Source organism: Enterobacter ludwigii, assembly GCA_023023105.1.
GTDB lineage: Bacteria > Pseudomonadota > Gammaproteobacteria > Enterobacterales > Enterobacteriaceae > Enterobacter > Enterobacter adelaidei.
The window spans coordinates 420,762-445,970 of the sequence record CP083824.1; the positions used below are offsets into that span (position 1 = coordinate 420,762).

Below are 25,209 nucleotides of genomic sequence, written 5' to 3' on the forward strand. Positions count from 1 at the left end.
TACCGTTATTTCATGATTTAAATGCGGAGCATACCAGCTCCGCTTTTTATTGTCGTAACCATTGAAAATGGATCGAGCTCTGATCTAATATGACTCTGTTGTACCGTTGCGTTGTATGCAACATGCCAATGCCTCGGCGATCTGAGAGAGGCGCCTTCGGGTGATCGCCATGCCAATGCCACCGTGACCTGAGAGGTGGCGCCTTCGGGCGGTAACTTCGTTTACCCTTTGAAAACGAAGATCGCATACAGTTTGAATCTGGCGATGAAGGTCCCTTTCACTTCTGTATCTGTTTTTTAGGTACGTCTTGCAGCCGTTGTCTGGTCGCAATTTTCTTATCGTTTTCACTCTTTATGACGCTGCTGGCCGTTGCGAACTTTGCAGCGTGGATATGACCATTTGGAACATTTGGGCATCTTCCACGACTGCATTGAGAGCAGAGGAGCGCGGCGTCACTTGTGCACGAGTGAAACGAGTACCAAGTGACGCGCGCAGCGCATAACTGGCAGAGCTGACGCACTGCCATTTCGACAACTTTTTTACCAACTGACCAACACGTATTTAAAGGTTAAAGGGCCTTAAAAACGTACTTCATTCACTGTTTGTTCATTTATCAACCAAACGTCTTTCCCGTAAAAACGGGTAAGGACTTCATTCTGAAAGGAGAAAATCGACACGATATCGATGGCGACACCAGTCAACATACTGGTGTGTGGAAGCAGACTGATTAATTTCAGCCCGGTGTAAACCGCGAACAGGTCAGAGACCTGGGGAGCTTCGCAATAACTCAACATTTCGCCGCCCCGATGCACAGATATCTGTCGAGACGCAGGAAGGGCAACCATAAACCGTGCCGTCGGGGTGAAATTCATCGTCTGTAGCTGTGGCGCAGCCGGTGTCAGTGCTTTTCCGTTCACGCAGACGGAAAAGCACTGACACCTGTTTAAATGGAGGGTTGTTTATGGCAAAACTGAATAAAAATCTTAAAACACTTGCCAGGCAGGCAGGGGGAAGTTTTAAAACCGTTTCTGACCGAATGAAAATTGCGGACAGGTTTGCCGAACGTTTATTAAAACTTAATGTTCAAATCAGAGATATTAAAAATATCAAGACGGGGCATATCGAGTTGTATATGAAGAGCCGCCTTTCCGAAGATATTTCCAGACGCACACTTCAGAACGAAATGGCAGCTATCCGGGCTTTGTTACGTGTTGCGGGGAAAACATTCATGGCAAATCCTTCTCATGAAAAACTGAGCAATCAGGCTCTGGGTATTTCGGAAACGAGCCGGGATGGAACTAAGGTTGCTATTCCCGATGCTTATTTTCGGCAGGTATTGACGTGTGTAGAGCAAAAGGATGATGGCGTTGCATGTGCAATGAGATTATCCAGATTACTCGGGTTAAGAACAGAAGAAACAGTACAGTCTGCTAAATCGTTGCGTACCTGGCAAAAAGCTTTACTCAATGGTAACGAAAAAATACGTGTTGTATTTGGGACAAAAGGAGGACGACCAAGAGATACAACGGTATTAGATCGCGAGTCAACTCTGGCTGCAATCAATGCGTCCCTTAAACATTTGAATGAAAATAATGGAAAGTTGATTGATAAGCCATCATTACATACAGCGATTGAACGTTATCGCAATGTTGTCCGTGAGTCCGGATTAACAGGAAAATATGCGCCTCATAGTTTACGCTATGCCTACTCTGTTGATGTCATGAATTATCATATGAAAAGAGGTTTCACTAAAGAAGAGGCACAGGCTCTGACATCAATGGATCTGGGACATGGCGATGGCAGGGGACATTACGTGGCTCGTGTTTATAATATGGTAGAGGGTAATGAGTAAAAGAGTTTTTGTTTCTGGTGACGATTCGGTTATTGGGCGTGTGTTTTTGGGATGGGTGGAACGGGTTTTACGTATTGTATTATAGACAGGGGGCATTATGAGATTGCCTGTTCACAGGAGGCACATGCGTATTACGGCGACAAATTCACCCGTACTGATGTGTATTAGCTCAGACTTGACCTGACAGTTTTATCTGGCAGCACACAATCAAATCTGACAGTCTGCTTTGAGCTGTGAATTCAACTGACGAACTTCACATGCCCAGAAAAGTGCCGTTCGCCAGAATTGTGTTTTAGGGTTTGCTGATAACTGCAACGTCTAAAATTGTACTACCATTTTCATGGCTTACCTGGCCACTAACACGCACCAGATCCTGAGCGTCGAAATGTTGCCCGTTCCAGACCTTCTGCTGAATGCGCACTTTGATGGTGCCGGTAGGATCACGGAATGTGTACCATTCCTCCTGTTGCTGACTGATAACATTGCCTTCCAGCGTTACCCACGCCCCTTCGCGCATTGAAGGAACGGCCTGAATACGACTTTGACCATTCTCCTGCTGAACTTTATGACCGGCGTACATGCGCTCAGTGACGACAGGCTCTTTCTCAGCGGAGAAGCCGCCCTGCGCTGCCAGGGCAGGAATGGCGATGAATGAAGTGAGTAACATACCGGTGACGTTGAAGAACTGACGACGAATCTGACTGAAATATTGTTTTTGCATAGCAGGTTCCATTTATGATTTTACATCCTCCCAGGGGGGATGATTTGATGATAAATGAGCGCCTGTAAAAGCTCAATTGCTATCCCCGGTAGGGGGATAAAAATGTGATGGGCTTCAGAGATAAAAAACCCACCGGGGGGTGGGTTCAGAGAAGAGTCATGTAAGGCGAAATCAGCGGGTCACGCCGATCCAGCCGTGATAACCCATGTAGATGCCAACAAGGGCAATCAGTACGCTTGAGAAGTACGGGGCCCGACGTGCCAGCGTATCCAGGCCGCTCCAGCGTTTTGTTGCCTGACGAACGCTGAAAGCCGCTGCTGCGCCCACTGAAACCAGCGTAATCGCTAACCCAATGCTGAAACACAGTACCAGCGCGGCACCGAGCGTAAATTCTTTCACCTGGATGCAGAGCAGCAAAACGGTAATGGCTGCCGGGCAAGGAATGAGTCCTCCGGTCAGGCCGAACAGGATAATTTGCCCGGTGGTTACGCTGCGATTGGCAAAGCGTTTTTTGATGTCGTTCGCGTGCGCTTTCTCATGGGCGTCCTGATACTCGGGGGAATTAACATCCAGTCCCTCCAGCGCGGAGTGATCGTGGTCATGATCGTGACCGTGTTCATGCTCGCGGAATTCCACATCATAATCGTGTACATGGCCGCGATGACCCAAAGAGAGACGAACATCAAAACTGTGCGGCTCCGGGATCGCCAGGGCCGATTCCATAAACCCGTCTTTTTCGATGAAATCAAAGGCCTGTGAAAATGTTCCTGTGCCCCGGTTAGTGACCAGCGAGATATCGCGGGCTTCCCATTTCTTGCCGCTGAGCGTGCGTAAACGCCAGTGAGGCGGCTGGCCTTCCTCGAAAATTGAGAGTTCAATGCTGCCATGACCGGTATCGATGATGCGGGTTTCGTCGTGATCGTGATGACCGTGGCCGTGTTCCTCTTCCTGCTCCATCTTCCACAGTTTTTCGCCGCGCCAGGTGCGCCAGAACATCCATGCCGCCGTGGCAAGAATGATGATCGCTGAAATCAGCTGGAACCAGGGTTCAGCCGATTCGGCGGTGAATTTCTGACTGACATACATTCCGCCCATGGCAATCAGCCAGACAACTGACGTGTGCGAAATGGTCGCGGCAAGCCCTAATAATACGGCTTGTTTGACCGTTCCCCGGATAGCCACAATAAAGGCGGCCATCATTGTTTTGGAGTGCCCGGGCTCCAGGCCGTGAAGCGCACCCAGCAGGATCGCGCTGGGGATGAACAGCCAGGCATTCGCCACGCCTTGCTGTAAAAGAGCAGAAAAATCAGTCATATTTCGCTTGCCTTAAAGATACTTGGTTATCTCTTTAAATTCGCTAAGCGTGTTATCAGACTCAGTGTAGTCGGCATGAAGGGCGTCCTCCAGGCAGTGATCCAGATGGTCATGAATTAAGGTACGCTTCGCATTCGTTATCGCCTTTTCCACAGCGTGCAGCTGCTGGGCGATATCCAGACACGCTTTTTCATCTTCGAGCATCTGGATGGTACTTTTCAGGTGCCCTGCGGCACGCTTAAGTCTTTTAATAATGTCAGGGTGTGATGCGTGAACGGTCATGATTTATCCTCTCCAGGTGGAGGGGATAAGATAATGTGTATCAACGCCATGGTCACACGTTTTATCGGCTTATCCTCTCCTGCCCGTTTGTCTGTTTTACGGAAATTACTTCTCTTTCTTCGGCCATGAAGGGTGTTCATCATCAATGACGAAATCATGCTCATGGGTCGATTCGTTGTTTGTTTCTGGATCGGTGTGGCTGTGAACCTGGGCGTAAACTTCATGCTCAGGCCGCCAGATAAGAACGGCAGTAATCAGTGACAGTGCGGCCACAATGGTCAGGGCGATGAACGAAGCCTGTGTCCCCCATGTTGCACCGACCCACCCGGCCAGCGGATAAGTCACCAGCCAGCATGAATGCGACAGTGCAAACTGGGCGGCGAACAGTGCCGGTCTGTCTTCAGCCGTAGAAGAACGGCGCAGCAGGCGACCACTCGGCGTCTGAGAAAGCGAATAGCCCACGCCCAGCAGCGTCCAGAGCACAACCAGCGTGATGTAATCCTTGAGGAAAATGCCCAGCCCCAGGCCAACGACTAAGAGTACGGTGCCCACAAGCATCGGCATGCGGTCACTCATTTTGTCGAGAAGTCTGGGGAGAATCAGAGCCGATATCATGGATCCGACACCGAAGAAGGTCAGCGCAATGGCGGTGGAGCGCTGCGAGAGACCAAAGTCCGCCTGAACCAGAACCACGGTGTTGACGATAACCATCGCACTTGCTGCGGCCACGGCCATGTTGAGTGCCAGCAGGCCGCGCAGTCTTGGGGTTTTCAGGAAGATGCGCATGCCCCGTGTGGTTTTGTCATAGATGCTGCGGTTGACCGTTAACGCTTTCATCTTTGGCAACGTCACGGAAACAACCAGAGTCGCTGAGGCGAGGAACCCGACCGCCGTACCGGCAAACAGGTTGTGGAAGTTCATGACCGTCAGCAGCGCCGCCGCCAGCATGGGGCTGATTACACTTTCCAGATCGTAGGCCAGACGTGACAGAGACAGCGCCCGGGTATATTCGCGTTCGTCAGGAAGAATATCCGGGATTGTCGCCTGGAAGGTTGGCGTAAACGCCGCCGAGGCAGACTGAAGAATGAAGATCAGGATATAGATTTCCCAAATCTGGGTGACAAAAGGCAACGCGACAGCCACGAGGGCGCGAACCAGATCCAGCGTCACCAGCATGGTTCGACGCGGGAATTTGTCGGCAAAGGCCGCTGCCACAGGCGCAACCAGAATGTAGGCGCTCATCTTGATAGCCAGTGCGGTACCCAGAACCGCCCCGGCCCTGTCTCCGGCAAGATCGTAGGCTAACAGCCCCAGGGCAACGGTCGCCAGACCGGTGCCGATAAGGGCGATAACCTGTGCCATAAACAGGTGGCGGTAGGTACGATTAGAAAGAATATTGAGCATCAGGAAATCTCTTGGCTTGAATTTACATCCCCCCCAGGGGGATGTTGAAAGCATAGAGGGAGCTGAAAAAAATGACAAGCTTTATCCTGGTGGGGAGGATTAAAGAGACATTCGTCAGTAATTAACTTCAGTTTTTAAGCTCATTAAGTCTTCATCAGCGAGTCCACTCTATTCGCATTCATTGTAAATATGTAGCATATTCTTCATTCTGTTATATCATTAACAAAATCCCTCGAAGGAGGGGAGACAATAAACAGAGAGTGGTGAGTGAAAATGAAATATCTCCTTCTCATCCTGTCGCTTCCGACAGAAAACGCCGCCGTCCGGATGCGGATCTGGCGTGCACTCAAAGCGTCCGGAGCGGCAGTATTGCGGGATGGTGTCTATCTGATGCCTGAAACAGAATTATGCAGGATGACTCTGGATGCTCAGGCAAAGGATGTCTGTGATGCTGGAGGGATGGCTTTGGTACTCAATACTGAAGAGCCTGAAGGTTCCTGTTTCGCCAATCTTTTCGATCGTGGTGAAGATTTTGCGGTACTGCTTGTAGAGATCTCACGTGCACAGGGAGCCCTGACCGGGGGGAATGTCCAGGAAACACTCAGGCTGGTTCGCAAACTGCGAAAATCGTTTACCGGTCTTGCTGACATCGACTTCTTTCCGGGAGAGGCGCAGCGCCAGGCGGACAATGCACTACAGGAACTGGAGATGGCCTGCTCGCGGATATTGTCACCTGATGAACCTCATATGGTGATCGGTACCATCCCGAAGTTACGCATAAGTGACTATCAACAGCGAGTCTGGGCAACACGACGGCGTCCCTGGGTGGACAGACTGGCCTGTGCGTGGTTAATCCGGCGCTTTATTGATCCCCGGGCAAAATTTCTCTGGATGAGCAATCCGGCGGAATGTCCGGCCGGAGCTATCGGGTTTGACTTCGATGGGGCCACATTCAGTCATGTGGATAACAGGGTAACTTTTGAAGTGCTGCTGGCTGGTTTTTCTCTGGAACAGGAGGGGCTTTCACGCACCGGGATACTCGTGCATTACCTTGATGTCGGCGGTGCCCAGCCCCCGGAGGCTGCCGGGGTGGAAAGTATTCTGGCGGGATTACGTGAAACCTTTACCGACGATGAGCAACTGCTGAATGCGGCCTGTCCCATTTTTGACAGCCTTCTGCTGACCTACAGCAAAAGCGCCTCCAGCGACGATAAGCCGGGTCATTAAGCCTCCGGTGTGGATCCATCAACACAGGTCATCATAGTCATGGACATCAATAACAGCAGTTCTTCAGACCCGGTGTCAAACGCAAAAAAACACTGACTGATGTGCAGATGAATAAAATTTATCTGCACATGCTGGCAAGGGAAGAGGATGAACGGACTGGTATGATGGAGTTAAGAAAAAGCGCCTTACGGCCAGCATGGTTCTGGCTAACGGTACTGGATGCATTGCGGAGGACAGGAATGCGCCAGAACCAGTTGCTGCACATTCGCCTGGAGGATGTAAATTTTGAGCACCGCTGGATTAATCTCCGGCCTGAGGGTTCCAAGAACCATAAGGAGCACCGGGTTCCGATTACTGAAAACCTCCGTCCCAGACTTGAAAGGCTCTATAACCTCTCCCTTGAGCGTGGCGCGAAGATGCAGGACCAGTTGTTTAATCTTTCTCGCTTTGATGGCCGGAAGAATGAAATCAGCAGCAACATGGATTATCCGCCGTTGCGTGCGTTTTTCAGACGGCTTTCACGAGAATGCGGTTTTACAGTCAGTCCGCACAGGTTCCGACACACCATCGCGACTAACCTGATGCGTTTGCCGGATCGTAACCTGAAGATGGCACAGGACCTGCTGGGTCATTCAACACCGGCGGTCACGCTGGAGTATGTTGAAAGTGACCTGGATAAGGTACGGGACATGCTGGAGGAGCTGGATGCTGCATAAGACTAATCTTAAGTTAAATCTAAGTTGATGAAATTAAAAATGGAAAAAAAAGGGATGTTTGCTTTACAAAAGATTGACACAGGGAAGATCTGAGGGTAAATACGTTCGTGAAGTAAATTGTGGACGTGAGAAATCCAGAGGATGGTACCAACATCCTCTGGATTTAAGTCCCGTGTTCAACTGATGCGGTAACACAAGTACCATCATCATGCCGTCTGGGGACTGCTGTCTTGCCCGTTAAGGATCTCATCTCTTAACGAACAGGCTCTGAAGAAGTGGTGCCCGGACTCGGAATCGAACCAAGGACACGGGGATTTTCAATCCCCTGCTCTACCGACTGAGCTATCCGGGCAACGGAGCGCATTAAACCGCAATCAGGCCTTATCGTCAACCTTATTTCAGGAAAAGCTGTTCAACTGCTTAAGTTTGCGGCAATCTGACGGTTTACGCGCCGAATCAGCCCAATTTAGCCGATTCGTTTACGTCAATGCTCCGCCCATACGGCATTGAGCAAAGCGCAGAATGTCTTCAGCCAGGCGATGTGCCGTATCGACATCAGCCTGGCTACGGTTTACCAGCATGCGGCTCAGACAACCCTCCAGCACGAGCTCCATCTGCTTAGCCACCATTGCCGGGTCATCCACTTCCAGTGTGGTCAGCAGTTCGTGGGTGAAGTCATGCGCCGCCCGTTTTTGCTGATCCGCCAACTGATGGATAGGATGGCCAGGGTCAGGATAGAACGTACAGGCTGCAATAAACAGGCAGCCCGGATAACGGTTGTTACTGACACATTCGGTCAGGGCGGTATAGCGCGCCAGCAGCTTTTGTTCCGCTGTCAGTTCTTCGTTCAGCATCAGTTGCCTGCGCCAGACATCAACCTGCTGGCTGAGATAGCGCAGAGCATCATAAAGCAGAGCCTCTTTATCCGGCCAGAAGCGCTTAAGCTCATCCAGAGGGTAATCGATACGGTCGGCTACCATCTCAAGCGTGGTGCTGGCGATCCCTTGAATCTCAAGTAATTGCAGGGCTTGTCCCAGTACGTCTTCACGTTGCACGGTTTTCTCCTCCGCTATTCCCAACGGTTTGTCCCGTCTAAAGTGTTGTTTACGGTTGGCGATCGCGCAAATGTGTGCTGAAAGCCGCCGCATCCATAAACCCGGTTACGCGCTGTTCCGGCTGCTCTTTCCCCTGTTCATTGAAGAACAAAATGGTTGGCAGACCGAGAACATTAAGTTGTTTCAGCAGGACCTTGTCCTGTGCACTGTTGGCTGTAACGTTCACCTGGAGGAGAACAGTCTCTTTCAGGGCACTTTGCACCTGTGGATCGCTAAAGGTGTATTTTTCGAACTCTTTACAGGCGACACACCAGTCAGCATAGAGATCGAGCATCACCGGTTTACCTTTTGCCTCTGCCAGGGCGCTGTTGAGTTCATCCACGTTTTTAATTTGGGTGAAGTTCAGATGCGCTTGTGTCTGACCCACCGGTGTGCCGAACGCCCAGTCCTGCAGAGGGCGTATGCTCACCAGCGCGGCAGCCAGCAGCAGGATTTGCACCAGGCGCATCCATGGCTGTTTCGCCCCCAGGCTGACGAGAAATGCCCAGGCAAAGAATGCTACGCCGAGCATCGCCCACAGGCGCAAGCCCCAGACGTCGCCAATGATACGCTCAAGGAGGAATACCGGCAGCGCGAGGATGACAAAGCCAAACGCGGTTTTCACCGTTTCCATCCACGGACCACTCTTAGGCAGCAGACGATTACCAAATACTGTTACCAGAATGAGCGGTAGACCCATCCCTAAAGCATAAAGGTACAACGTACCCCCGCCGAGCCACATATTGCCGCTCTGGGCGATGTAGAGCAGGATGGCGCTCAGTGGGGCCGTAGTACACGGGGAACAAATCAGACCGGCAATCGCCCCCATCGCAAACACGCCGCCTGCAGAGCCCCCCTGCTGACGGTTACTCATCAGCGTTAAGCGGGTTTGCAAAGCCGACGGTAACTGCAGGGTAAACAGGCCGAAAATCGACAGTGCCAGCAGGATGAAGATCGCCGACAAGCCAATAAGAACGTAAGGATGCTGCAGTGCTGCCTGGAACTGTAACCCGGCAGCGGCGACCACAAGGCCGAGCGCCGTATAGGTAAGCGCCATACCCTGCACGTAAATAAAGGCCAGCAGCAGCGCGCGGGCGGTGGAAAGGCGTTGCTTACCGCCCAGCACGATGCCAGAGATGAGCGGATACATCGGTAGCACGCAGGGGGTAAAAGCAATGCCAATTCCAATCAGTAAGGCCCACAGTGCGGAGAACGGAAGGTCAGCGGGAGCTTCACGCTTCTCGCCCGAAGGAAGAGGGGTAACCGTGGTTGACGCTTTCACTTCACTGAGTGGAACCACCTTCGTTTCAGGGGGATAACAGAACCCGGCATCCGCACACCCCTGATAGGTCACCGTCAGCGTGGCGCCTTTATCGGCCTGATTCACCGTAACAGGCACGCTCAGGCGCTGGCGATAGATTTCACTTTTGCCGTAAAACTCATCCTCATGCCACTCGCCTGGGGGCATCTGTAAAGCGCCCACGTTTGCCTGAGCTGGCGTGATGCTTACCTGCTTGCGGTAGAGGTAATACCCCTCTTTGACCTGCCAGTTGAGATTCAGGTCGTGCTGATTTTGCTGAAAATCGAAAATGAACGCCTGGTCGGCAGGGATAAAATTCGAACGGCCGGGTGCGTCAAACAACCCGGCAAATACTGACGTGCTGCACAGCAGCAGGATCAGCGTAAGGAAGCGTTGAGCCATGAGAGATAGTCGTTATCGCCGTGGACTACTGGCAACACCAGCAGCTCTGGGGTTTGGTAAGGATGATGAGATTTGAGGCAGTCCAGGAGTGCCTGCTGGTTCGCCTGATTCGTTTTTAACAGCATCTGGACTTCGTACTCCTGCTCCAGTTTACCTTCCCAGCAGTAAAGGGAGGTGGCTCCGGGGAGGAGCGTCACGCAGGCAGCCAGTTTTTCGGCCAGCACTTTGGCGGCGAGATCCTGGGCAGAGGCTTCATCAGGGGCGGTGCACAATACGACAACAGCATCAGGCGTGTTCACAAGTCGACCTCCTCATCACGAAAGTCTTCACTATATCACGCGAGGCGATTGGTCATTAATGAATCGGGCCGCAGAGCGGCCCGATTTTAATTATTTTTACAACAACGTATGGTTTACAGCACGATGCCGCCGATGATAAATCCGAGGATCACGCACAACGTAATGGCGACCACACCCGGGATCAGGAACGCATGGTTAAACACGTATTTACCGATACGGGTTGAGCCGGTGTCGTCCATCTCCACTGCGGCCAGCAGAGTTGGATAGGTTGGAAGAACAAACAGAGCAGAAACCGCCGCAAACGAAGCGATTGCCGTCAGTGGCGTTACGCCCAGCATCAGTGCTGCAGGCATCAGTGCTTTGGTGGTCGCCGCCTGAGAGTAAAGCAGGGTAGCGGCGAAGAACAGGACTACCGCCAACAGCCATGGGTAGTTGTGCAGCAGGTCACCCGCAACGGTCTGAATGTCGCTGATGTGTGCTTTCACGAAGGTATCACCGAGCCATGCAACGCCCAGTACGCAGACACAGGCGCTCATACCGGATTTAAAGGTGCTGGCGTTCAGCACTTCGCTGGTGTCAATTTTGCAGGTGATGCTAATCAGCGTAGCGATGGTCAACATGAACACCACAATCGCTTCGTTACGCGGCAGCACCGGGTTCTGGATCAAGCCCACCGTGTCACTGATGGCGGTCGCGTAGAACATGACTGCGACGATACCGATCAGGAACAGCAATACGGAGCGTTTTGCATGCGGTTTCAGTTCGAAGACCTGGCTACCACGCAGTTTCACTTCACCCTTAGCCAGACGTTCCTGATACACCGGATCGTCTTTCAGTTCGGCGCCAAGGAAGTTACACAGTACGGCAGTAATCATCACCGCAATCAGCGTCACTGGAATACAGATCGCCAGCAGCGTCAGGTAACTCACGCCCATCGGTTCAAGAATACCGGCGAAGAAGACTACGGCAGCGGAAATTGGCGACGCGGTGATTGCAATCTGCGACGCAACTACCGCAATGGAGAGCGGACGAGAAGGACGAATACCTTGCTCTTTCGCCACTTCGGTAATCACCGGCAACGTGGAGAATGCGGTGTGTCCGGTTCCCGCGAGAATGGTCATAAACCAGGTCACCAGTGGGGCAAGGAAGGTGATGTATTTTGGATGGCGGCGCAGCATACGCTCCGCCAGACTCACCAGGTAGTCCATACCGCCTGCCACCTGCATCGCTGCGATAGCGGCAATAACTGCCATGATGATTTCGATAACGTCAAAAGGTATTGCACCGGGTTTGATCTGAAAGATAAGGGTAAGAACGAGCACCCCGAGACCGCCGGCAAAACCGATGCCGATACCCCCGAGTCTTGCTCCCAAATAAATCGCCAACAAGACGATGACGAGTTCTGCTCCAAACATAAGGACCTGCCTTGCTTATTAACAAGTTGATATTGAATTGTTGTATTTTGGTAACGCTTATAAAGAAAAAAGGCACGTCACAAGTGACGTGCCTTAAGAAGCCTAGCCTGAACGGTTACTGTTCGCTTTCATCGGTATATCGTTTCGCTTTATATGCCGGGTGCATCAGGTTTTGGGCCGAGAAAATATCGTCCAGCTCGGCTTCGGTCAACAGTCCGCGTTCCAGCACCACTTCACGTACGCTCTTACCGGTTTCGGCGCAAATCTTACCGACGATGTCACCGTTGTGGTGGCCGATGAACGGGTTGAGGTAGGTGACGATCCCGATGGAGTTGTAGACATAACCTTCACAGACTTCTTTATTCGCTGTGATGCCGTTAATGCATTTTTCCAGCAGGTTGTAGCAGGCGTTGGTCAGGATGTGGATGGATTCAAACATCGCCTGGCCAATCACTGGTTCCATCACGTTCAGCTGCAACTGACCCGCTTCAGAGGCCATGGTCACGGTCGTGTCGTTACCGATGACTTTGAAGCAGACCTGGTTCACCACTTCAGGCACAACCGGGTTCACTTTGGCTGGCATGATGGACGAACCCGCCTGCAGTTCTGGCAGGTTGATTTCGTTCAGACCCGCACGCGGACCAGAGGAGAGCAGGCGCAGGTCGTTACAGATTTTGGACAGTTTCACCGCCAGACGTTTCAGGGCGCTGTGTACCATCACGTAAGCGCCGCAGTCGGAGGTCGCTTCAATCAGGTCTTCTGCAGGGACAACCGGCAGGTTAGAGACTTCAGCCAGTTTCTGTACCGCCAGTTGCTGATAGCCATCTGGAGTGTTCAGACGTGTACCGATGGCAGTTGCGCCCAGGTTCACTTCAAGCAGCAACTCGGAGGTGCGCAGCAGGTTTTTCGTTTCTTCGTTGAGCAGCACGTTAAACGCGTGGAATTCCTGGCCGAGGGTCATTGGCACTGCGTCCTGTAATTGGGTACGACCCATTTTCAGGATATCCTGGAACTCAACCGCTTTACGCTGGAAGCCATCGCCCAGCTGGTTAATCGCGTCCACCAGTTTCACCACGGAGGCATACACCGCGATACGGAAACCGGTAGGGTAGGCGTCGTTGGTGGACTGGCATTTATTAACGTGGTCGTTCGGGTTCAGGTACTGGTATTCACCTTTCTGGTGACCCATCAGCTCCAGGCCAATGTTTGCCAGTACTTCGTTGGTATTCATGTTGACAGAAGTGCCCGCGCCGCCCTGATAGACGTCAACCGGGAACTGGTCCATGCATTTGCCGTTGTTCAGCACTTCATCGCAGGCCGCGATAATCGCATTTGCCGCGCTTTTAGGAATGGTTTGCAGCTCTTTGTTGGCCAGTGCTGCGGCTTTTTTCACCATCACCATGCCACGGACAAATTCAGGGATGTCGCTGATTTTGCTGTTGCTGATGTAGAAGTTTTCAATCGCTCTCAGAGTGTGGACACCGTAGTAGGCATCCGCTGGAACTTCCCTGGTACCCAACAAGTCTTCTTCGATACGAATGTTGTTTAACATGTGAACCTTCTTTTCAAGCTGCCGATGGATTGTACTAAACACACAGTATTAATGTGGTTTTGAATATTTTCTGACCGACGATTATTCCCTCAATCAGCCAGATGCTCGAGATCATATGCTGATGATAGCGAATTGCCGTAAGCTGGATCACTTATTATCGAGCCGATTCCATGATAATTATTAATCTGTGAAATGAGTCACCGCTTTAATATTTCCAAAAAAAATATCCGTGCAAACTGATTGAAATTTCGCTAACCGTCACCATCTCATACAAACGCGCGTCGCGAACACATTCAGACAGGGGCCCAACGGCACCTGCCACACAGGAGATGCCAGTGCGCTGGATACCGTTTATTGCTTTCTTTCTCTATGTTTACATTGAGATTTCCATTTTCATCCAGGTTGCCCATGTGCTGGGCGTCCTGCTGACGCTGATTCTGGTGATTTTCACCTCTGTCATCGGCATGTCGCTGGTGCGTAATCAGGGTTTCAAAAATTTCCTGATAATGCAGCAGAAGATGGCTGCTGGTGAAAGCCCGGCCGCGGAGATGATCAAAAGCGTGTCTCTGATTATTGCGGGTCTGCTGCTGATTCTGCCGGGGTTCTTCACCGACTTCCTCGGCCTTTTATTGCTTCTGCCACCGGTGCAAAAGCACCTGACCATGAAGCTGCTGCCGCATCTGCGCTTTAGCCGTATGCCGGGCGGTGGGTTCAGCACCGGCCCGGGTGATACGTTTGAAGGGGAGTATCAGCGTAAGGATGAACAGCACGACCGTTTAGACCATAAAGACGATCGGTGATTTTTTTGCCCGGTGGCGCTTCGCTTACCGGGCCTACGGATTCTGCCGTTTTGGTAAAAACAGCCACAGCCCTACCAGCATGACAATAGCGTACACGCTCTTCCATCCCACCATCGCCAGTAGTAACAGGCAAAGCACGCCTCCGATGACCGCCAGTACTTTGTAGCGACCTTTCAGCAGCCGACAACCCGACAGCATGCACAGCAGATAGATCATAATGAAAATGCCGTTGGCGTAGACGATCAGCGCATCCAGATTGATATTCAGGGCGTAAATACACAGCGTACTCAGCACGCAACAACCCAGCACGGCATTCAGAGCAGTTAATGGAAGCTGGCGTTTTGACAGACGCGCGAGCCGGCTTTCAGGCTTATACAACGCTTGCGACCACACCAGGCGGGCAAAACTCTGAATGTAGATATTGAGGCTGGCAAAACAGGCGAGATAACCAATCACGCAGGCCACCCAAAGGGCTTTCACCCCAAACAATTGCACCACAATGCCTGGTAGCGAGGCGGCAGCCGCTTTATCCGCCCCGAATGCGTTAAAGTGCAACACAAGCACGGTACACGCCCAATAGACCGTTCCCGCCAACAACAGACCAATCATCAGCGCGCGCGGGAAATCGCGTTCAGGTTGCGTAAACTCAGAAGCCAGATGAGCGAACGCTTCAAGTCCAACAAAGCACCAGAACATGACGGAGAGCGCAGCGAAAAGCTGCGAATGGTCGACATCCTTGAGTGCCGGGAAGGGAATTTCCGCTACGGTGAGATTTCCTGCCCACCAGATAGCGACAATCAGTGCGACGATAAGGATTGCGACCAGCGTTTGCAGATTGGCACTGGAACTGGCTCCGCGCGAACCGACCCACCAGACAATCGCCAGCGTACCCAGTTCGGCCAACAGCAGTTGCTCGTTATGCCAACCAAACAACGCCTGGCCAAAGCCGGTCGCAATATGAAGCGCCGCAGGCAGGCCAACCGGAATGACGGAGAGAAACAGCCAGCCGGTAACACGCTGCAACCGCGGGCCAAAGGCCAGCCCGACAAAATGCGCCACGCCGCCCGCGCTGGGAAAATGTCGCCCCAGGATGGCAAACACAATGGCTATTGGGAAAACCAGCGCAATCAGTACCGGCCACGCCCACAGGCTGTTATTTCCGGCAACCATCGCCGCCAGTGCGGGTACGGCAAACACGCCCGTCCCTAACAAGGAGGTTGAGAGCAGGCCAACGCCTTGCGCCAGCCCCAACTCCTGCTTGAGTCCACTCATTGACATCGCCCTGCCAGTACTAAAAGAGAGGCGATGGTAACACTTTCGCAAATTTTTTTTTCAACTCCCCCTTGAAGGGGTAAAAAGCTATCCCCATCTCTCAGGGCACTAGTCGGAAAACCGCATGCGGGCCGGCGTCATCCATAACTGATAATGACTTTCTCAAAGGAGAGCTATCAATGAGTATTCGTCCGTTACATGATCGTGTGATCGTCAAACGTAAAGAAGTTGAAACCAAGTCTGCTGGCGGTATCGTTCTGACCGGTTCTGCAGCAGCCAAATCAACGCGTGGCGAAATCATCGCTGTCGGTAAGGGCCGCATCCTGGAAAACGGAACTGTGCAGCCACTGGACGTTAAAGTTGGTGACATCGTAATTTTCAACGATGGCTACGGCGTGAAATCCGAGAAGATCGACAATGAAGAAGTGTTGATCATGTCCGAGAGCGACATTCTGGCAATTGTTGAAGCGTAATTTACGCACGAGAATTTGAGGAAATAAGAACATGGCAGCTAAAGACGTAAAATTCGGTAACGACGCTCGTGTAAAAATGCTCCGCGGCGTAAACGTACTGGCAGATGCAGTTAAAGTAACTCTGGGCCCGAAAGGCCGTAACGTAGTGCTGGATAAATCCTTCGGCGCGCCAACCATCACCAAAGATGGTGTTTCCGTTGCACGTGAAATCGAGCTGGAAGACAAGTTTGAAAACATGGGTGCGCAGATGGTGAAAGAAGTTGCCTCTAAAGCGAACGACGCTGCTGGCGACGGTACCACCACCGCGACCGTACTGGCGCAGGCTATCATCACCGAAGGTCTGAAAGCCGTTGCTGCGGGCATGAACCCAATGGATCTGAAACGTGGTATCGACAAAGCTGTCGCTGCTGCGGTTGAAGAACTGAAAACGCTGTCTGTACCATGCTCTGACTCTAAAGCGATTGCTCAGGTAGGTACCATCTCCGCTAACTCCGACGAAACCGTAGGTAAACTGATCGCGGAAGCGATGGACAAAGTCGGTAAAGAAGGCGTCATCACCGTTGAAGACGGTACCGGTCTGGAAGACGAACTGGACGTGGTTGAAGGTATGCAGTTCGACCGCGGTTACCTGTCCCCATACTTCATCAACAAGCCAGAGACTGGTGCTGTTGAACTGGAAAGCCCGTTCATCCTGCTGGCTGACAAGAAAATCTCCAACATCCGCGAAATGCTGCCAGTGCTGGAAGCCGTTGCGAAAGCAGGCAAACCGCTGGTTATCATCGCTGAAGACGTTGAAGGCGAAGCGCTGGCGACCCTGGTGGTTAACACCATGCGTGGTATCGTGAAAGTGGCTGCGGTGAAAGCACCTGGCTTCGGCGATCGCCGTAAAGCGATGCTTCAGGATATCGCTACTCTGACTGGCGGTACCGTTATCTCTGAAGAGATCGGTATGGAGCTGGAAAAAGCGACCCTGGAAGACCTCGGCCAGGCTAAACGTGTTGTGATCAACAAAGACACCACCACCATCATTGATGGCGTAGGTGAAGAAGCCGCTATTCAGGGCCGCGTTGGTCAGATCCGTAAGCAGATCGAAGAAGCCACCTCTGATTACGACCGTGAAAAACTGCAGGAGCGCGTAGCGAAACTGGCAGGCGGTGTTGCCGTAATCAAAGTGGGCGCAGCGACCGAAGTTGAAATGAAAGAGAAGAAAGCACGCGTTGACGATGCCCTGCACGCGACCCGTGCTGCGGTAGAAGAAGGCGTGGTTGCTGGTGGTGGTGTTGCGCTGGTGCGCGTTGCCGCTAAACTGGCTGGCCTGACTGCGCAGAACGAAGATCAGAACGTGGGTATCAAAGTTGCACTGCGTGCAATGGAAGCACCTCTGCGTCAGATCGTATCCAACGCCGGTGAAGAGCCATCTGTGGTTGCGAACAACGTGAAAGCGGGCGAAGGTAACTACGGTTACAACGCAGCGACTGAAGAATACGGCAACATGATCGACTTCGGTATCCTGGACCCAACTAAAGTGACCCGTTCTGCTCTGCAGTACGCGGCATCTGTTGCTGGCCTGATGATCACTACCGAGTGCATGGTGACCGACATGCCTAAAGGCGACGCACCTGACTTAGGTGCTGCTGGTATGGGCGGCATGGGCGGTATGGGCGGCATGATGTAATCGTGCGTTCTACGTCGTAGAATGTGAAAAACCCCCGGGCAGAAATGCTCGGGGGTTTTTCTTTTGGTCATCTTTTAGGTATAAGGTTTACACACGGACAACTACTGTCCAGCTTATTGAAAACGAGGAATAACATGCGCGTAAAAGTCTGTGCAGGGATCGTAGGAGCAGCATTGCTGCTGGCGGGTTGTAGCTCCAGCAATGAACTGTCGGCAGCGGGCCAGGGCGTTCGCTTTGTGGAAGATAAGCCTGGCAGTGAATGTCAGCTGTTAGGCACCGCAACCGGTGAGCAAAGCAACTGGATGTCAGGTCAGCATGGCGAGGAAGGTGGTTCTATGCGCGGTGCGGCGAATGCCCTGCGTAACCAGGCTGCGGCCATGGGTGGGAACGTGATTTACGGCGTAAGCAGCCCAACGCAGAGTATGCTGTCCAGCTTCGTGCCGACCGCCAGCCAGATGAATGGCCAGGTCTACAAGTGCCCGAACTGATTGCCTTTTTCCCTCTCCCGTTGGGAGAGGGTTAGGGTGAGGGGAAATTAGTGCTGCCGCAACTGTAAATCCAGCGGCGTCTTGCTTGGCTCACCGCCAATCTCACGTGCCAGTTTCGGCACCATATAGCCTGAAACCAGCGTTAACAGTTCGCGCATAATCTGCCGGGCTTCTTCATCCGTTACCATGAAATGTGCCGCACCCTGAACGCGATCCAGCACGTGCAGGTAATAGGGCATTACTCCGGCATCAAACAGGGCATTGCTCAGGTCAGCCAGCACGTGGGCGCTATCATTCACGCCACGCAGCAGCACGCTCTGGTTTAGCAGCGTCACGCCCGCTTTACGCAGACGCGCCATCGCCGCGCGAAAATCATCGCCAATTTCGTTCGCGTGGTTAATGTGGTTCACCAGCAGCACCTGCAGTCGAGACTGCTCCAGGCGCGACACCAGGCCGTCAGTGATACGCGCCGGAATGACAATCGGTAAACGGCTGTGAATGCGCAGACGCTTAATGTGCGGGATGGCTTCAAGCTGAGTCAGCAGCCAGTCCAGCTCGTGATCTTTCGCCATCAGCGGATCGCCACCGGAAAAAATAATCTCGTCCAGCTCCGGATGGGCGGCAATATAGTCCAGCGCGACCTGCCAGTTGCGTTTATTGCCCTGATTTTCCGCATACGGGAAGTGCCGACGGAAGCAATAACGACAATTTACCGCGCAGCCACCTTTTACCAGCAGCAGGGCTCGGTTGAGATACTTATGCAGTAAACCTGGCACCACACTGTTCTGCTCTTCCAGAGGATCGGTGCTATAACCCGGCGCGGTGACAAATTCATTCTGCGAAGTAAGTGTTTGTTTTAAAAGTGGATCGTCGGGGTTGCCTTTCTCCATCCGTGCCACAAACGCACGGGGAACGCGCAGGGCGAAAAGGCGCTTTGCCTCGCGTCCTGCAAGCAACTCTGGGTGCTGATCGAGGTCTAAAAGACGCAGCAATTCATCAGGACTGGTGATTACATCGGCAAGTTGCGATAACCAATCTTCTCTGGACGGGGTGTTTAGGGTTACAATATGCGCCATTTTGTGGCTTAGCTACCAGTTAACAAATTTAGAGGGCCTTATGGCAACGTACTATAGCAACGATTTTCGTGCTGGTCTTAAAATCATGATGGACGGCGAACCGTACGCGGTTGAAGCCAGCGAATTCGTTAAACCAGGTAAAGGCCAGGCATTCGCACGCGTTAAGCTGCGCCGTCTGCTGACCGGTACCCGTGTTGAGAAAACCTTCAAGTCTACTGACTCCGCTGAAGGCGCTGATGTTGTTGATATGAACCTGACCTATCTGTACAACGACGGTGAGTTCTATCATTTCATGAACAACTCTACTTTCGAACAGCTGTCTGCTGATGAGAAAGCGGTAGGTGACAGCGCGAAATGGCTGCTGGATCAGGCCGAGTGCATCGTGACCCTGTGGAATGGCCAGCCTATCGCTGTGACCCCACCTAACTTCGTTGAGCTGGAAATCGTTGAAACCGATCCAGGTCTGAAAGGCGACACCGCAGGTACCGGTGGTAAGCCAGCCAAACTGTCTACCGGCGCAGTGGTTAAAGTTCCACTGTTCGTTCAGACTGGCGAAGTGATCAAAGTGGATACCCGCTCCGGCGAATACGTATCCCGCGTGAAGTAATTTACGTGATGATTGAAGGCGCAGCGCCCGCTGCGCCTGATTTTTACAGGCAGGGATGATGAAACGTACCGTTAAAATTCTGCTTCTGTTAGCGCTTTCCAGCGCATTACTCTCCGGCTGTAACACCACGCGTGGAATGGGACAAGATATCCAGGATCTCGGTCATATCATTTCTCACGCCGCCAGCTAAGTTCGTCTAATTTTCCTAAAAATGCTTCCTTTTCCGTCAGCCGACGGGATCTTGTCTATTCTTAAGTTGCTATACACAAAACAACTTTGGCTATAAAAGGAAGATATTATGGTTAAGAAGACAATTGCAGCGATCTTTTCAGTCCTGGTACTTTCTTCGGTGTTAACGGCCTGTAATACCACGCGTGGCGTCGGTCAGGATATTTCTGAAGGTGGTAGCGCAATCTCTGGTGCGGCAACAAAAGCCCAGCAGTAATTAACAAACGGTACGGGACCTGATGGGTTTCGTACCGTCAGCTTTCTGATTCCTGCAAGGATAAAAACGGTGAAAAACGCGTATCCATATGCAGTTTCATGCGGATATTTCGTTTATAGGTATAGACCGTTTTCCCGTTGATACTCAGGTGAGCGGCAATTTTCTGATTGCTCGCACCGTCCATCCACAATGTCAGCACTTTCTCTTCCTGCCGGGTCAGCAAGGGGGCCGCCGTCGTCGGCCTGTCAGCGCTTGCGCGCGAGACTAATGCGTCGTTGATAACCGTTGCGACTTCTTCGAGGCTGGCGTTTTTCAACAATGACGACCAAACCGGGAACTGCCCGAGCCAGTCCGTCATGCTGTTGTCTTCTCCCGATTGCAGCAAGATAAAAGGCAATTTTTCACTGGCGTTAAGTAGGGTAGAGAGCTGTTGGAAATGGTGAATATCCTGCCTGAAGCCGTACAGGTCAGCGATAACCAGATTGGGTTTCCATTGCAGAATGTGCTCTCTGGCAAGAAATAGATTATTCAGCCCGGTCACAACGTAGTGCCCAGGGAACAAACCGGAGTGATTGAGCCATGCTTCAAACCCTGCGCGGGTGAAGTGACAACGGTCAATCAATAGAATTTTGAACATATTTTATTCGCAGTCGGCTAGTGGTTTGGCTTCCTGCCATCAGAAAGCACATCATCATAGAGAAGTCAGATGAGTGGTAAATGCCTGAACTCCGCGCCATACTGCGGCTATTTCTTGCCTTAACGTGTTCAGCAGAAAGGGATTGAAAAAAAATCGCACGCTAAGCAAAATAAAGGGCGTAATCTTTGCCTTACGGGACGACCCGTAAGCGTATCTTTCACCGGGGACGGCCCCAACTTACCTGTAAGTTAAGGAGCCTTAAATGTCCTGGATCGTTCTTTTAATTGCCGGCCTGCTCGAAGTGGTATGGGCGATTGGTCTCAAGTACACCCATGGATTTACCCGTCTGACGCCCAGCGTCATTACCGTTACCGCGATGATAGTCAGTATCGTCCTGTTGTCGTGGGCGATGCGTTCTTTGCCTGTGGGAACGGCTTATGCTGTCTGGACTGGCATTGGTGCCGTAGGCGCTGCCATCACGGGCATTCTGCTGCTGGGAGAGTCAGCGAGCCTGGCACGTATCGCCAGCCTCGCTCTGATCGTGGCCGGTATCATTGGGTTGAAACTCAGCACGCATTAATGGGGTTGTTCTACCCAGATGAGTTTTGACACATCAAACCCCTGCCGGGTCGCAACATCCAGCATCTGCTGTTTCATCTCAGACGAGATGGTTGGCGTGCGGGAGAGTATCCACAGGTAGTTGCGATCCGGCCCGCAAACCAGCGCATGGCGGTACTCTTTGTCGAGTGCTATTACGTTGTAGCCGCCATAGAAGGGGCCAAAGAAGGAGACTTTGAGCGCGGCCCTCCGTGGATCGCCAGTGAAGTATGCTTTTCCTGTCGACTGCTGCCACATCTCCCGGTCGGGATTATAGCCCCTGTTGATCACCTGAATACCGCCATCATCCATCGGACTGTAATTCGCAGTGACTTTCTCTAAGCCCCGTTCAAACCGATGGTCCAGGCGGGCGATTTCATACCATGTTCCGAGGAAGCGTTGTGCATCGAAAGGCGTGACAACGGTAACGCCAGAAGGTGGGGTAGGGGAACTACAGGCAACCACTAAAAACGCGGCTGTCACCGCGGCGATAACAGGCAGAATGCGCATAGGAGTTTCCTTACTGTTTTTTGTTAAGTGTAGATGACGGCAAGGAAAATGCGGGGTGTTTTGCCGGGTAAGCAGAGTCGCCACCCGGCAATGTTTTACTTCAGCGCGTCGAGGATATGATATGCCGCCTCAACTCGTGCCGGGTTCGGGTAGCTTTTATTCGCCAGCATCACAATGCCAAGCTGCTTTTCTGGAATAAACGCCACATAGCTGCCAAACCCGCCAGTAGAGCCCGTTTTATGCACCCAGGACGCTTTTACCGGAGTGGCCGTGGGATTCACTTCTACCGCAGGCAACGGTGCCAGGGCAACCTTATTATCGCTACCCTCGACCACGGTTTTGGCCTCTACCGGCCAGTTCAGCATCTCCCAGCCTAACCCTTGATACATGGCACCTACGCGCCAGTATCGGGATTGCGCAAGGGCGATACCTTGCTTCAGAGAGGTATCCTGCAGAGTATCGGGAGACATGTTCGCCATCACCCAGCTCGCCATATCTTTGACGTTGGTTTTCACACCATAGGCTTCGGCATCCAGCATGCCCGGAGAAACGTGGACGGCTTTACCGTCACGGTATCCCCAGGCGTAATGCTCTTGTTCAGATTCCGGAACGTTAATCCACGTATGGTCCAGCTTGAGCGGCTTAAAGACCCGCGTCGTTATGGCCTGCTCATAGTTCATGCCGGAAGGTTTGACCGCAAGGGCGCCAAAAAGACCAATACTGGCGTTCGCATAAAGACGCGTGGTTCCCGGCTTCCACTCTGGCTGCCAGTCCTGATAGAAGCGCAGCAGAGAGGCGTTATCGGTCACCTCATCCGGTACCTGTAATGGCAGACCACCCGCAGTATAGGTAGCCAGATCCAGCATGCGAATTCCCTGCCACTGCTTGCCTGTCAGCTCAGGCCAGTATTTTGTTACCGGATCGCTCAGCGAAATTTCACCGCGAGCAATGGCATCGCCACCCAGGACGCCGGTGAAGGTTTTACTTATAGAACCCAGCTCGAACAACGTTTGCGGGGTAACAGGTTTGTTCGCCGCGATATCGGCTTTGCCGAAGGTAAAGTAGTACGGCTGACCCTGATAAATTACGGCGACCGCCATCCCCGGGATGGTCTGCGCTTTCATCAGCGGGGTAACGGTACGTTCGACCACTGCAGCCAGCTGTTTTTCTGACATCGGTGCAGCAAAGACGGAGCAGGAGGTGCTGAGTAACAGGGCGCAGCAAAGGGATTTTTTCATCATCAGTTATCTTCCGTAATAGCAGGTCAAAGGAGTGTCCGGGCCCGTCAGACAGCTGTAGTCTGTGGGATTTGACTGTCGCTGACAAACGGTTAAATTTAGCATTAGCTGTTAATTTTTCTAACGGATGGGCCGATGACTCGCAGCTATCTCCCGCTTAATTCGCTTCGTGCTTTCGAAGCAGCCGCAAGGCATCTCAGTTTTACTCATGCCGCGATAGAGCTGAATGTTACCCATTCTGCTATCAGCCAGCATGTTAAGACGCTGGAACAGCATCTGAACTGCCAGCTTTTTGTTCGCGTTTCGCGCGGGTTGATGCTGACGACGGAAGGTGAGAATTTGCTGCCAGTGCTTAACGATTCGTTCGATCGTATCGCCGGAATGCTGGATCGCTTTGCCAGCCATCGTGCGCAGGAGAAACTCAAAATTGGTGTGGTAGGAACCTTCGCGACCGGTTTTTTATTCTCGCGGTTGTCTGATTTCCGCCGCTGCTCTCCGCATATCGATCTTCACCTTTCAACCCATAACAATCGCGTTGATCCGGCGGCTGAGGGGCTTGATTACACGATCCGCTATGGTGGCGGAGCATGGCACGGTACCGAAGCGCAGTTTCTTTGTCATGCGCCGCTGGCCCCGCTTTGCTCACCTGATATCGCCGCCGGTTTACATACTCCGGCCGACATTCTGAAATTTACCCTGCTGCGCTCCTACCGACGTGATGAGTGGTCGGCGTGGATGCAGGCGGCGGGGGAGAATCCCCCGTCACCCACGCATCGGGTGATGGTGTTTGATTCGTCTGTCACCATGCTGGAAGCTGCGCAGGCCGGTGTGGGAATTGCGATCGCTCCGGTCGATATGTTTACGCATTTGCTCAACAGCGAGCGTATTGTGCAGCCGTTTGCCACACAGATTGATCTGGGCAGTTACTGGTTAACAAGACTACAGTCGAGAGCCGAAACCCCGGCAATGCGTGAGTTTGCGCAGTGGCTGGTGGGCAAAATGCAGAAATAAAAAGGCCCGCCGGAGGGCGGGCCAGAAGGGTCAGATGGTGACCACGGCAATCAGCGTTACCACGGTCAGAATGGTTGCCAGGCCGTAGAACACCCATTTACCACTCGGAACATGGATTTTCAGGTCATGCATCGCATGGTGAATACGGTGCAGGCCACACCACAGCGGCAGGACGATCATCAGGAAGATAAATACGCGGCCGATAAAGCTGCCCGCAAACGCCAGTACGCGTTCGTAGCTCAGTGCATCGCCCGGGAACAGCCCCAGCGGCAGCATAATGCCGACCAGCAGGATGATCACCGGTGCGATGATGGCACTCCACATGCCGCCAGCGCCAAACAGCCCCCAGAAGACCGGCTCGTCAGAACGTTTTGGATTTGGATTGATCACAGTAGTCTCCTTACCAGAACAGTGCGACAAACAGAATGACCACAGTGACCAGAATCGTCACTGCCCAGAGCCCTTTAATCACCGGCTCTGGCCCCATTTTCTCGCCTTTTACGATAATGTTCGCCGCTTTTGGCGCCAGTTCAAACCAGGTCTTGGTATGAAGCAACGCAGCCGCGAGCACAATCAGGTTCAGGACAACAATGATCGGGTTTTGTAGAAAACCAACAAAGCTTGCCCAGGTTTCCGGACCATGCTTGAGGGCGAAAACACCGTACATCAGTTCAAGACTGAACCAGACCGCCGGCACCGCTGTGCCTTCACGCAGCATATAGAAGCGATAAAACGGCAGATTTTTCCACCAGGTGGACGGCACAGGCCGTACATAGGCTTTGCGTTTAGTCGTCATCATGCA

General features: G+C 52.4%; 27 protein-coding genes, 1 tRNA gene and 2 pseudogenes. 12 read left to right on the forward strand and 18 right to left on the reverse strand.

All coding sequences use genetic code 11. From position 1 onward, the window contains the following. Positions 1-578: 578 nt before the first annotated feature. Positions 579-872 carry a hypothetical protein gene (locus tag LCD46_01945; GenBank protein UOY71131.1) on the reverse strand — a complete coding sequence of 98 codons (294 nt, stop codon included), beginning with the start codon at positions 870-872 and terminating at the stop codon, positions 579-581. An 89-nt stretch (positions 873-961) separates the two neighbouring features. Here LCD46_01945 and LCD46_01950 point away from each other — a divergent pair, with 89 nt between their 5' ends. Continuing rightward, positions 962-1,852, forward strand: a complete 891-nt coding sequence (locus LCD46_01950; protein ID UOY71132.1) for an integrase domain-containing protein — start codon at positions 962-964, stop codon at positions 1,850-1,852. A gap of 239 nt (positions 1,853-2,091) precedes the next feature. On the opposite strand, the pseudogene nirD reads toward LCD46_01950, so the two are convergent. The 4 genes and pseudogenes from nirD to nirA all read right to left on the reverse strand — a co-directional run bounded on the left by nirD (position 2,092) and on the right by nirA (position 5,573). Beyond that, positions 2,092-2,585 (reverse strand): annotated as a pseudogene (gene nirD, locus LCD46_01955) (nickel resistance OB fold protein NirD). Positions 2,586-2,744: 159 nt separating this feature from the next. Then, a complete protein-coding gene (locus LCD46_01960; GenBank protein ID UOY71133.1) occupies positions 2,745-3,887 on the reverse strand; it encodes a nickel/cobalt efflux protein RcnA in 1,143 nt (380 codons plus the stop codon). A gap of 12 nt (positions 3,888-3,899) precedes the next feature. Next, complete coding sequence (nirB, locus tag LCD46_01965; protein UOY71134.1) at positions 3,900-4,169, reverse strand: nickel-sensing transcriptional repressor NirB; 270 nt, start codon at positions 4,167-4,169, stop codon at positions 3,900-3,902. A 105-nt stretch (positions 4,170-4,274) separates the two neighbouring features. Next, on the reverse strand, positions 4,275-5,573 hold the full coding sequence (gene nirA / locus LCD46_01970) for a nickel resistance membrane nickel efflux protein NirA (protein ID UOY71135.1): 1,299 nt from the start codon (positions 5,571-5,573) through the stop codon (positions 4,275-4,277). Between the two features lie 273 nt (positions 5,574-5,846). On the opposite strand from nirA, the gene LCD46_01975 reads away from it, so the two are divergent. Together LCD46_01975 and LCD46_01980 are read left to right on the forward strand one after the other, a co-directional pair. Next, complete coding sequence (locus LCD46_01975; protein ID UOY71136.1) at positions 5,847-6,800, forward strand: chromate resistance protein; 954 nt, start codon at positions 5,847-5,849, stop codon at positions 6,798-6,800. A gap of 65 nt (positions 6,801-6,865) precedes the next feature. Continuing rightward, positions 6,866-7,516, forward strand: a pseudogene (locus tag LCD46_01980) (site-specific integrase). Positions 7,517-7,792: 276 nt separating this feature from the next. Here the strand turns inward: LCD46_01980 and LCD46_01985 are convergent. The 6 genes from LCD46_01985 to aspA form a co-directional block, all read right to left on the reverse strand. After that, positions 7,793-7,868: transfer RNA gene (locus LCD46_01985), tRNA-Phe, on the reverse strand. A 127-nt stretch (positions 7,869-7,995) separates the two neighbouring features. Further along, positions 7,996-8,571 carry a transcriptional regulator gene (locus LCD46_01990; GenBank protein UOY71137.1) on the reverse strand — a complete coding sequence of 192 codons (576 nt, stop codon included), beginning with the start codon at positions 8,569-8,571 and terminating at the stop codon, positions 7,996-7,998. A gap of 49 nt (positions 8,572-8,620) precedes the next feature. Continuing rightward, positions 8,621-10,312 carry a protein-disulfide reductase DsbD gene (locus tag LCD46_01995; GenBank protein ID UOY71138.1) on the reverse strand — a complete coding sequence of 564 codons (1,692 nt, stop codon included), beginning with the start codon at positions 10,310-10,312 and terminating at the stop codon, positions 8,621-8,623. Next, positions 10,288-10,611, reverse strand: coding sequence for a divalent cation tolerance protein CutA (gene cutA / locus LCD46_02000; GenBank protein ID UOY71139.1), 324 nt, complete (start codon positions 10,609-10,611; stop codon positions 10,288-10,290). Before cutA ends, LCD46_01995 begins: the two co-directional genes overlap by 25 nt. Positions 10,612-10,724: 113 nt before the next feature. Continuing rightward, entirely contained in the window at positions 10,725-12,026 is a 1,302-nt protein-coding gene (locus LCD46_02005; protein UOY71140.1) for an anaerobic C4-dicarboxylate transporter, read from the reverse strand. 115 nt (positions 12,027-12,141) lie between these two features. Then, a complete protein-coding gene (gene aspA / locus LCD46_02010) occupies positions 12,142-13,578 on the reverse strand; it encodes an aspartate ammonia-lyase (GenBank protein UOY71141.1) in 1,437 nt (478 codons plus the stop codon). Positions 13,579-13,913: 335 nt separating this feature from the next. Here aspA and fxsA point away from each other — a divergent pair, with 335 nt between their 5' ends. Then, positions 13,914-14,378: a membrane protein FxsA gene (gene fxsA, locus LCD46_02015; GenBank protein UOY71142.1), complete on the forward strand. Its 465-nt coding sequence runs from the start codon at positions 13,914-13,916 to the stop codon at positions 14,376-14,378. A 33-nt stretch (positions 14,379-14,411) separates the two neighbouring features. On the opposite strand, the gene yjeH is transcribed toward fxsA, so the two are convergent. Then, a complete protein-coding gene (gene yjeH / locus LCD46_02020) occupies positions 14,412-15,650 on the reverse strand; it encodes an L-methionine/branched-chain amino acid transporter (GenBank protein ID UOY71143.1) in 1,239 nt (412 codons plus the stop codon). A 179-nt stretch (positions 15,651-15,829) separates the two neighbouring features. Between yjeH and LCD46_02025 the strand changes: the two genes are divergently transcribed. The 3 genes from LCD46_02025 (at position 15,830) to LCD46_02035 (ending at position 18,286) form a co-directional block, all read left to right on the forward strand. Beyond that, entirely contained in the window at positions 15,830-16,123 is a 294-nt protein-coding gene (locus LCD46_02025; GenBank protein ID UOY71144.1) for a co-chaperone GroES, read from the forward strand. A 31-nt stretch (positions 16,124-16,154) separates the two neighbouring features. Next, complete coding sequence (gene groL / locus LCD46_02030; protein ID UOY71145.1) at positions 16,155-17,798, forward strand: chaperonin GroEL; 1,644 nt, start codon at positions 16,155-16,157, stop codon at positions 17,796-17,798. Between the two features lie 134 nt (positions 17,799-17,932). Beyond that, positions 17,933-18,286 carry a DUF4156 domain-containing protein gene (locus LCD46_02035; protein UOY71146.1) on the forward strand — a complete coding sequence of 118 codons (354 nt, stop codon included), beginning with the start codon at positions 17,933-17,935 and terminating at the stop codon, positions 18,284-18,286. A gap of 47 nt (positions 18,287-18,333) precedes the next feature. Here LCD46_02035 and epmB read toward each other — a convergent pair whose 3' ends face one another. Continuing rightward, the gene (gene epmB / locus LCD46_02040) at positions 18,334-19,362 is read right to left on the reverse strand and encodes an EF-P beta-lysylation protein EpmB (GenBank protein ID UOY71147.1); all 1,029 of its coding nucleotides are present in this window, start codon (positions 19,360-19,362) and stop codon (positions 18,334-18,336) included. A gap of 40 nt (positions 19,363-19,402) precedes the next feature. Here epmB and efp point away from each other — a divergent pair, with 40 nt between their 5' ends. From efp to ecnB, 3 genes are all read left to right on the forward strand, one after another. Next, entirely contained in the window at positions 19,403-19,969 is a 567-nt protein-coding gene (gene efp, locus LCD46_02045) for an elongation factor P (protein UOY71148.1), read from the forward strand. Positions 19,970-20,027: 58 nt separating this feature from the next. After that, entirely contained in the window at positions 20,028-20,159 is a 132-nt protein-coding gene (locus tag LCD46_02050) for an entericidin A/B family lipoprotein (protein UOY71149.1), read from the forward strand. A 108-nt stretch (positions 20,160-20,267) separates the two neighbouring features. After that, positions 20,268-20,414 (forward strand): lipoprotein toxin entericidin B, encoded by a 147-nt coding sequence (gene ecnB / locus LCD46_02055; protein UOY71150.1) that lies wholly within the window; start codon positions 20,268-20,270, stop codon positions 20,412-20,414. A gap of 37 nt (positions 20,415-20,451) precedes the next feature. Here the strand turns inward: ecnB and LCD46_02060 are convergent, their stop codons facing one another. Beyond that, a complete protein-coding gene (locus LCD46_02060; protein UOY71151.1) occupies positions 20,452-21,051 on the reverse strand; it encodes a LuxR C-terminal-related transcriptional regulator in 600 nt (199 codons plus the stop codon). A 262-nt stretch (positions 21,052-21,313) separates the two neighbouring features. Between LCD46_02060 and sugE the strand changes: the two genes are divergently transcribed. Beyond that, entirely contained in the window at positions 21,314-21,631 is a 318-nt protein-coding gene (sugE, locus tag LCD46_02065) for a quaternary ammonium compound efflux SMR transporter SugE (GenBank protein ID UOY71152.1), read from the forward strand. Here sugE and LCD46_02070 read toward each other — a convergent pair. Both LCD46_02070 and blaACT read right to left on the reverse strand, forming a co-directional pair. After that, positions 21,628-22,158 (reverse strand): lipocalin family protein, encoded by a 531-nt coding sequence (locus LCD46_02070; protein UOY71153.1) that lies wholly within the window; start codon positions 22,156-22,158, stop codon positions 21,628-21,630. The genes sugE and LCD46_02070 overlap by 4 nt on opposite strands. A gap of 95 nt (positions 22,159-22,253) precedes the next feature. Next, a complete protein-coding gene (gene blaACT / locus LCD46_02075) occupies positions 22,254-23,399 on the reverse strand; it encodes an ACT family cephalosporin-hydrolyzing class C beta-lactamase (GenBank protein ID UOY71154.1) in 1,146 nt (381 codons plus the stop codon). A 132-nt stretch (positions 23,400-23,531) separates the two neighbouring features. On the opposite strand from blaACT, the gene ampR reads away from it, so the two are divergent. Next, positions 23,532-24,407: a LysR family transcriptional regulator AmpR gene (ampR, locus tag LCD46_02080; GenBank protein UOY71155.1), complete on the forward strand. Its 876-nt coding sequence runs from the start codon at positions 23,532-23,534 to the stop codon at positions 24,405-24,407. A 30-nt stretch (positions 24,408-24,437) separates the two neighbouring features. Here ampR and frdD read toward each other — a convergent pair whose 3' ends face one another. Both frdD and frdC read right to left on the reverse strand, forming a co-directional pair. Beyond that, entirely contained in the window at positions 24,438-24,797 is a 360-nt protein-coding gene (gene frdD / locus LCD46_02085) for a fumarate reductase subunit FrdD (GenBank protein UOY71156.1), read from the reverse strand. 10 nt (positions 24,798-24,807) lie between these two features. Next, positions 24,808-25,203, reverse strand: coding sequence for a fumarate reductase subunit FrdC (gene frdC / locus LCD46_02090; GenBank protein UOY72871.1), 396 nt, complete (start codon positions 25,201-25,203; stop codon positions 24,808-24,810). Between the last annotated feature and the right edge of the window lie 6 nt (positions 25,204-25,209).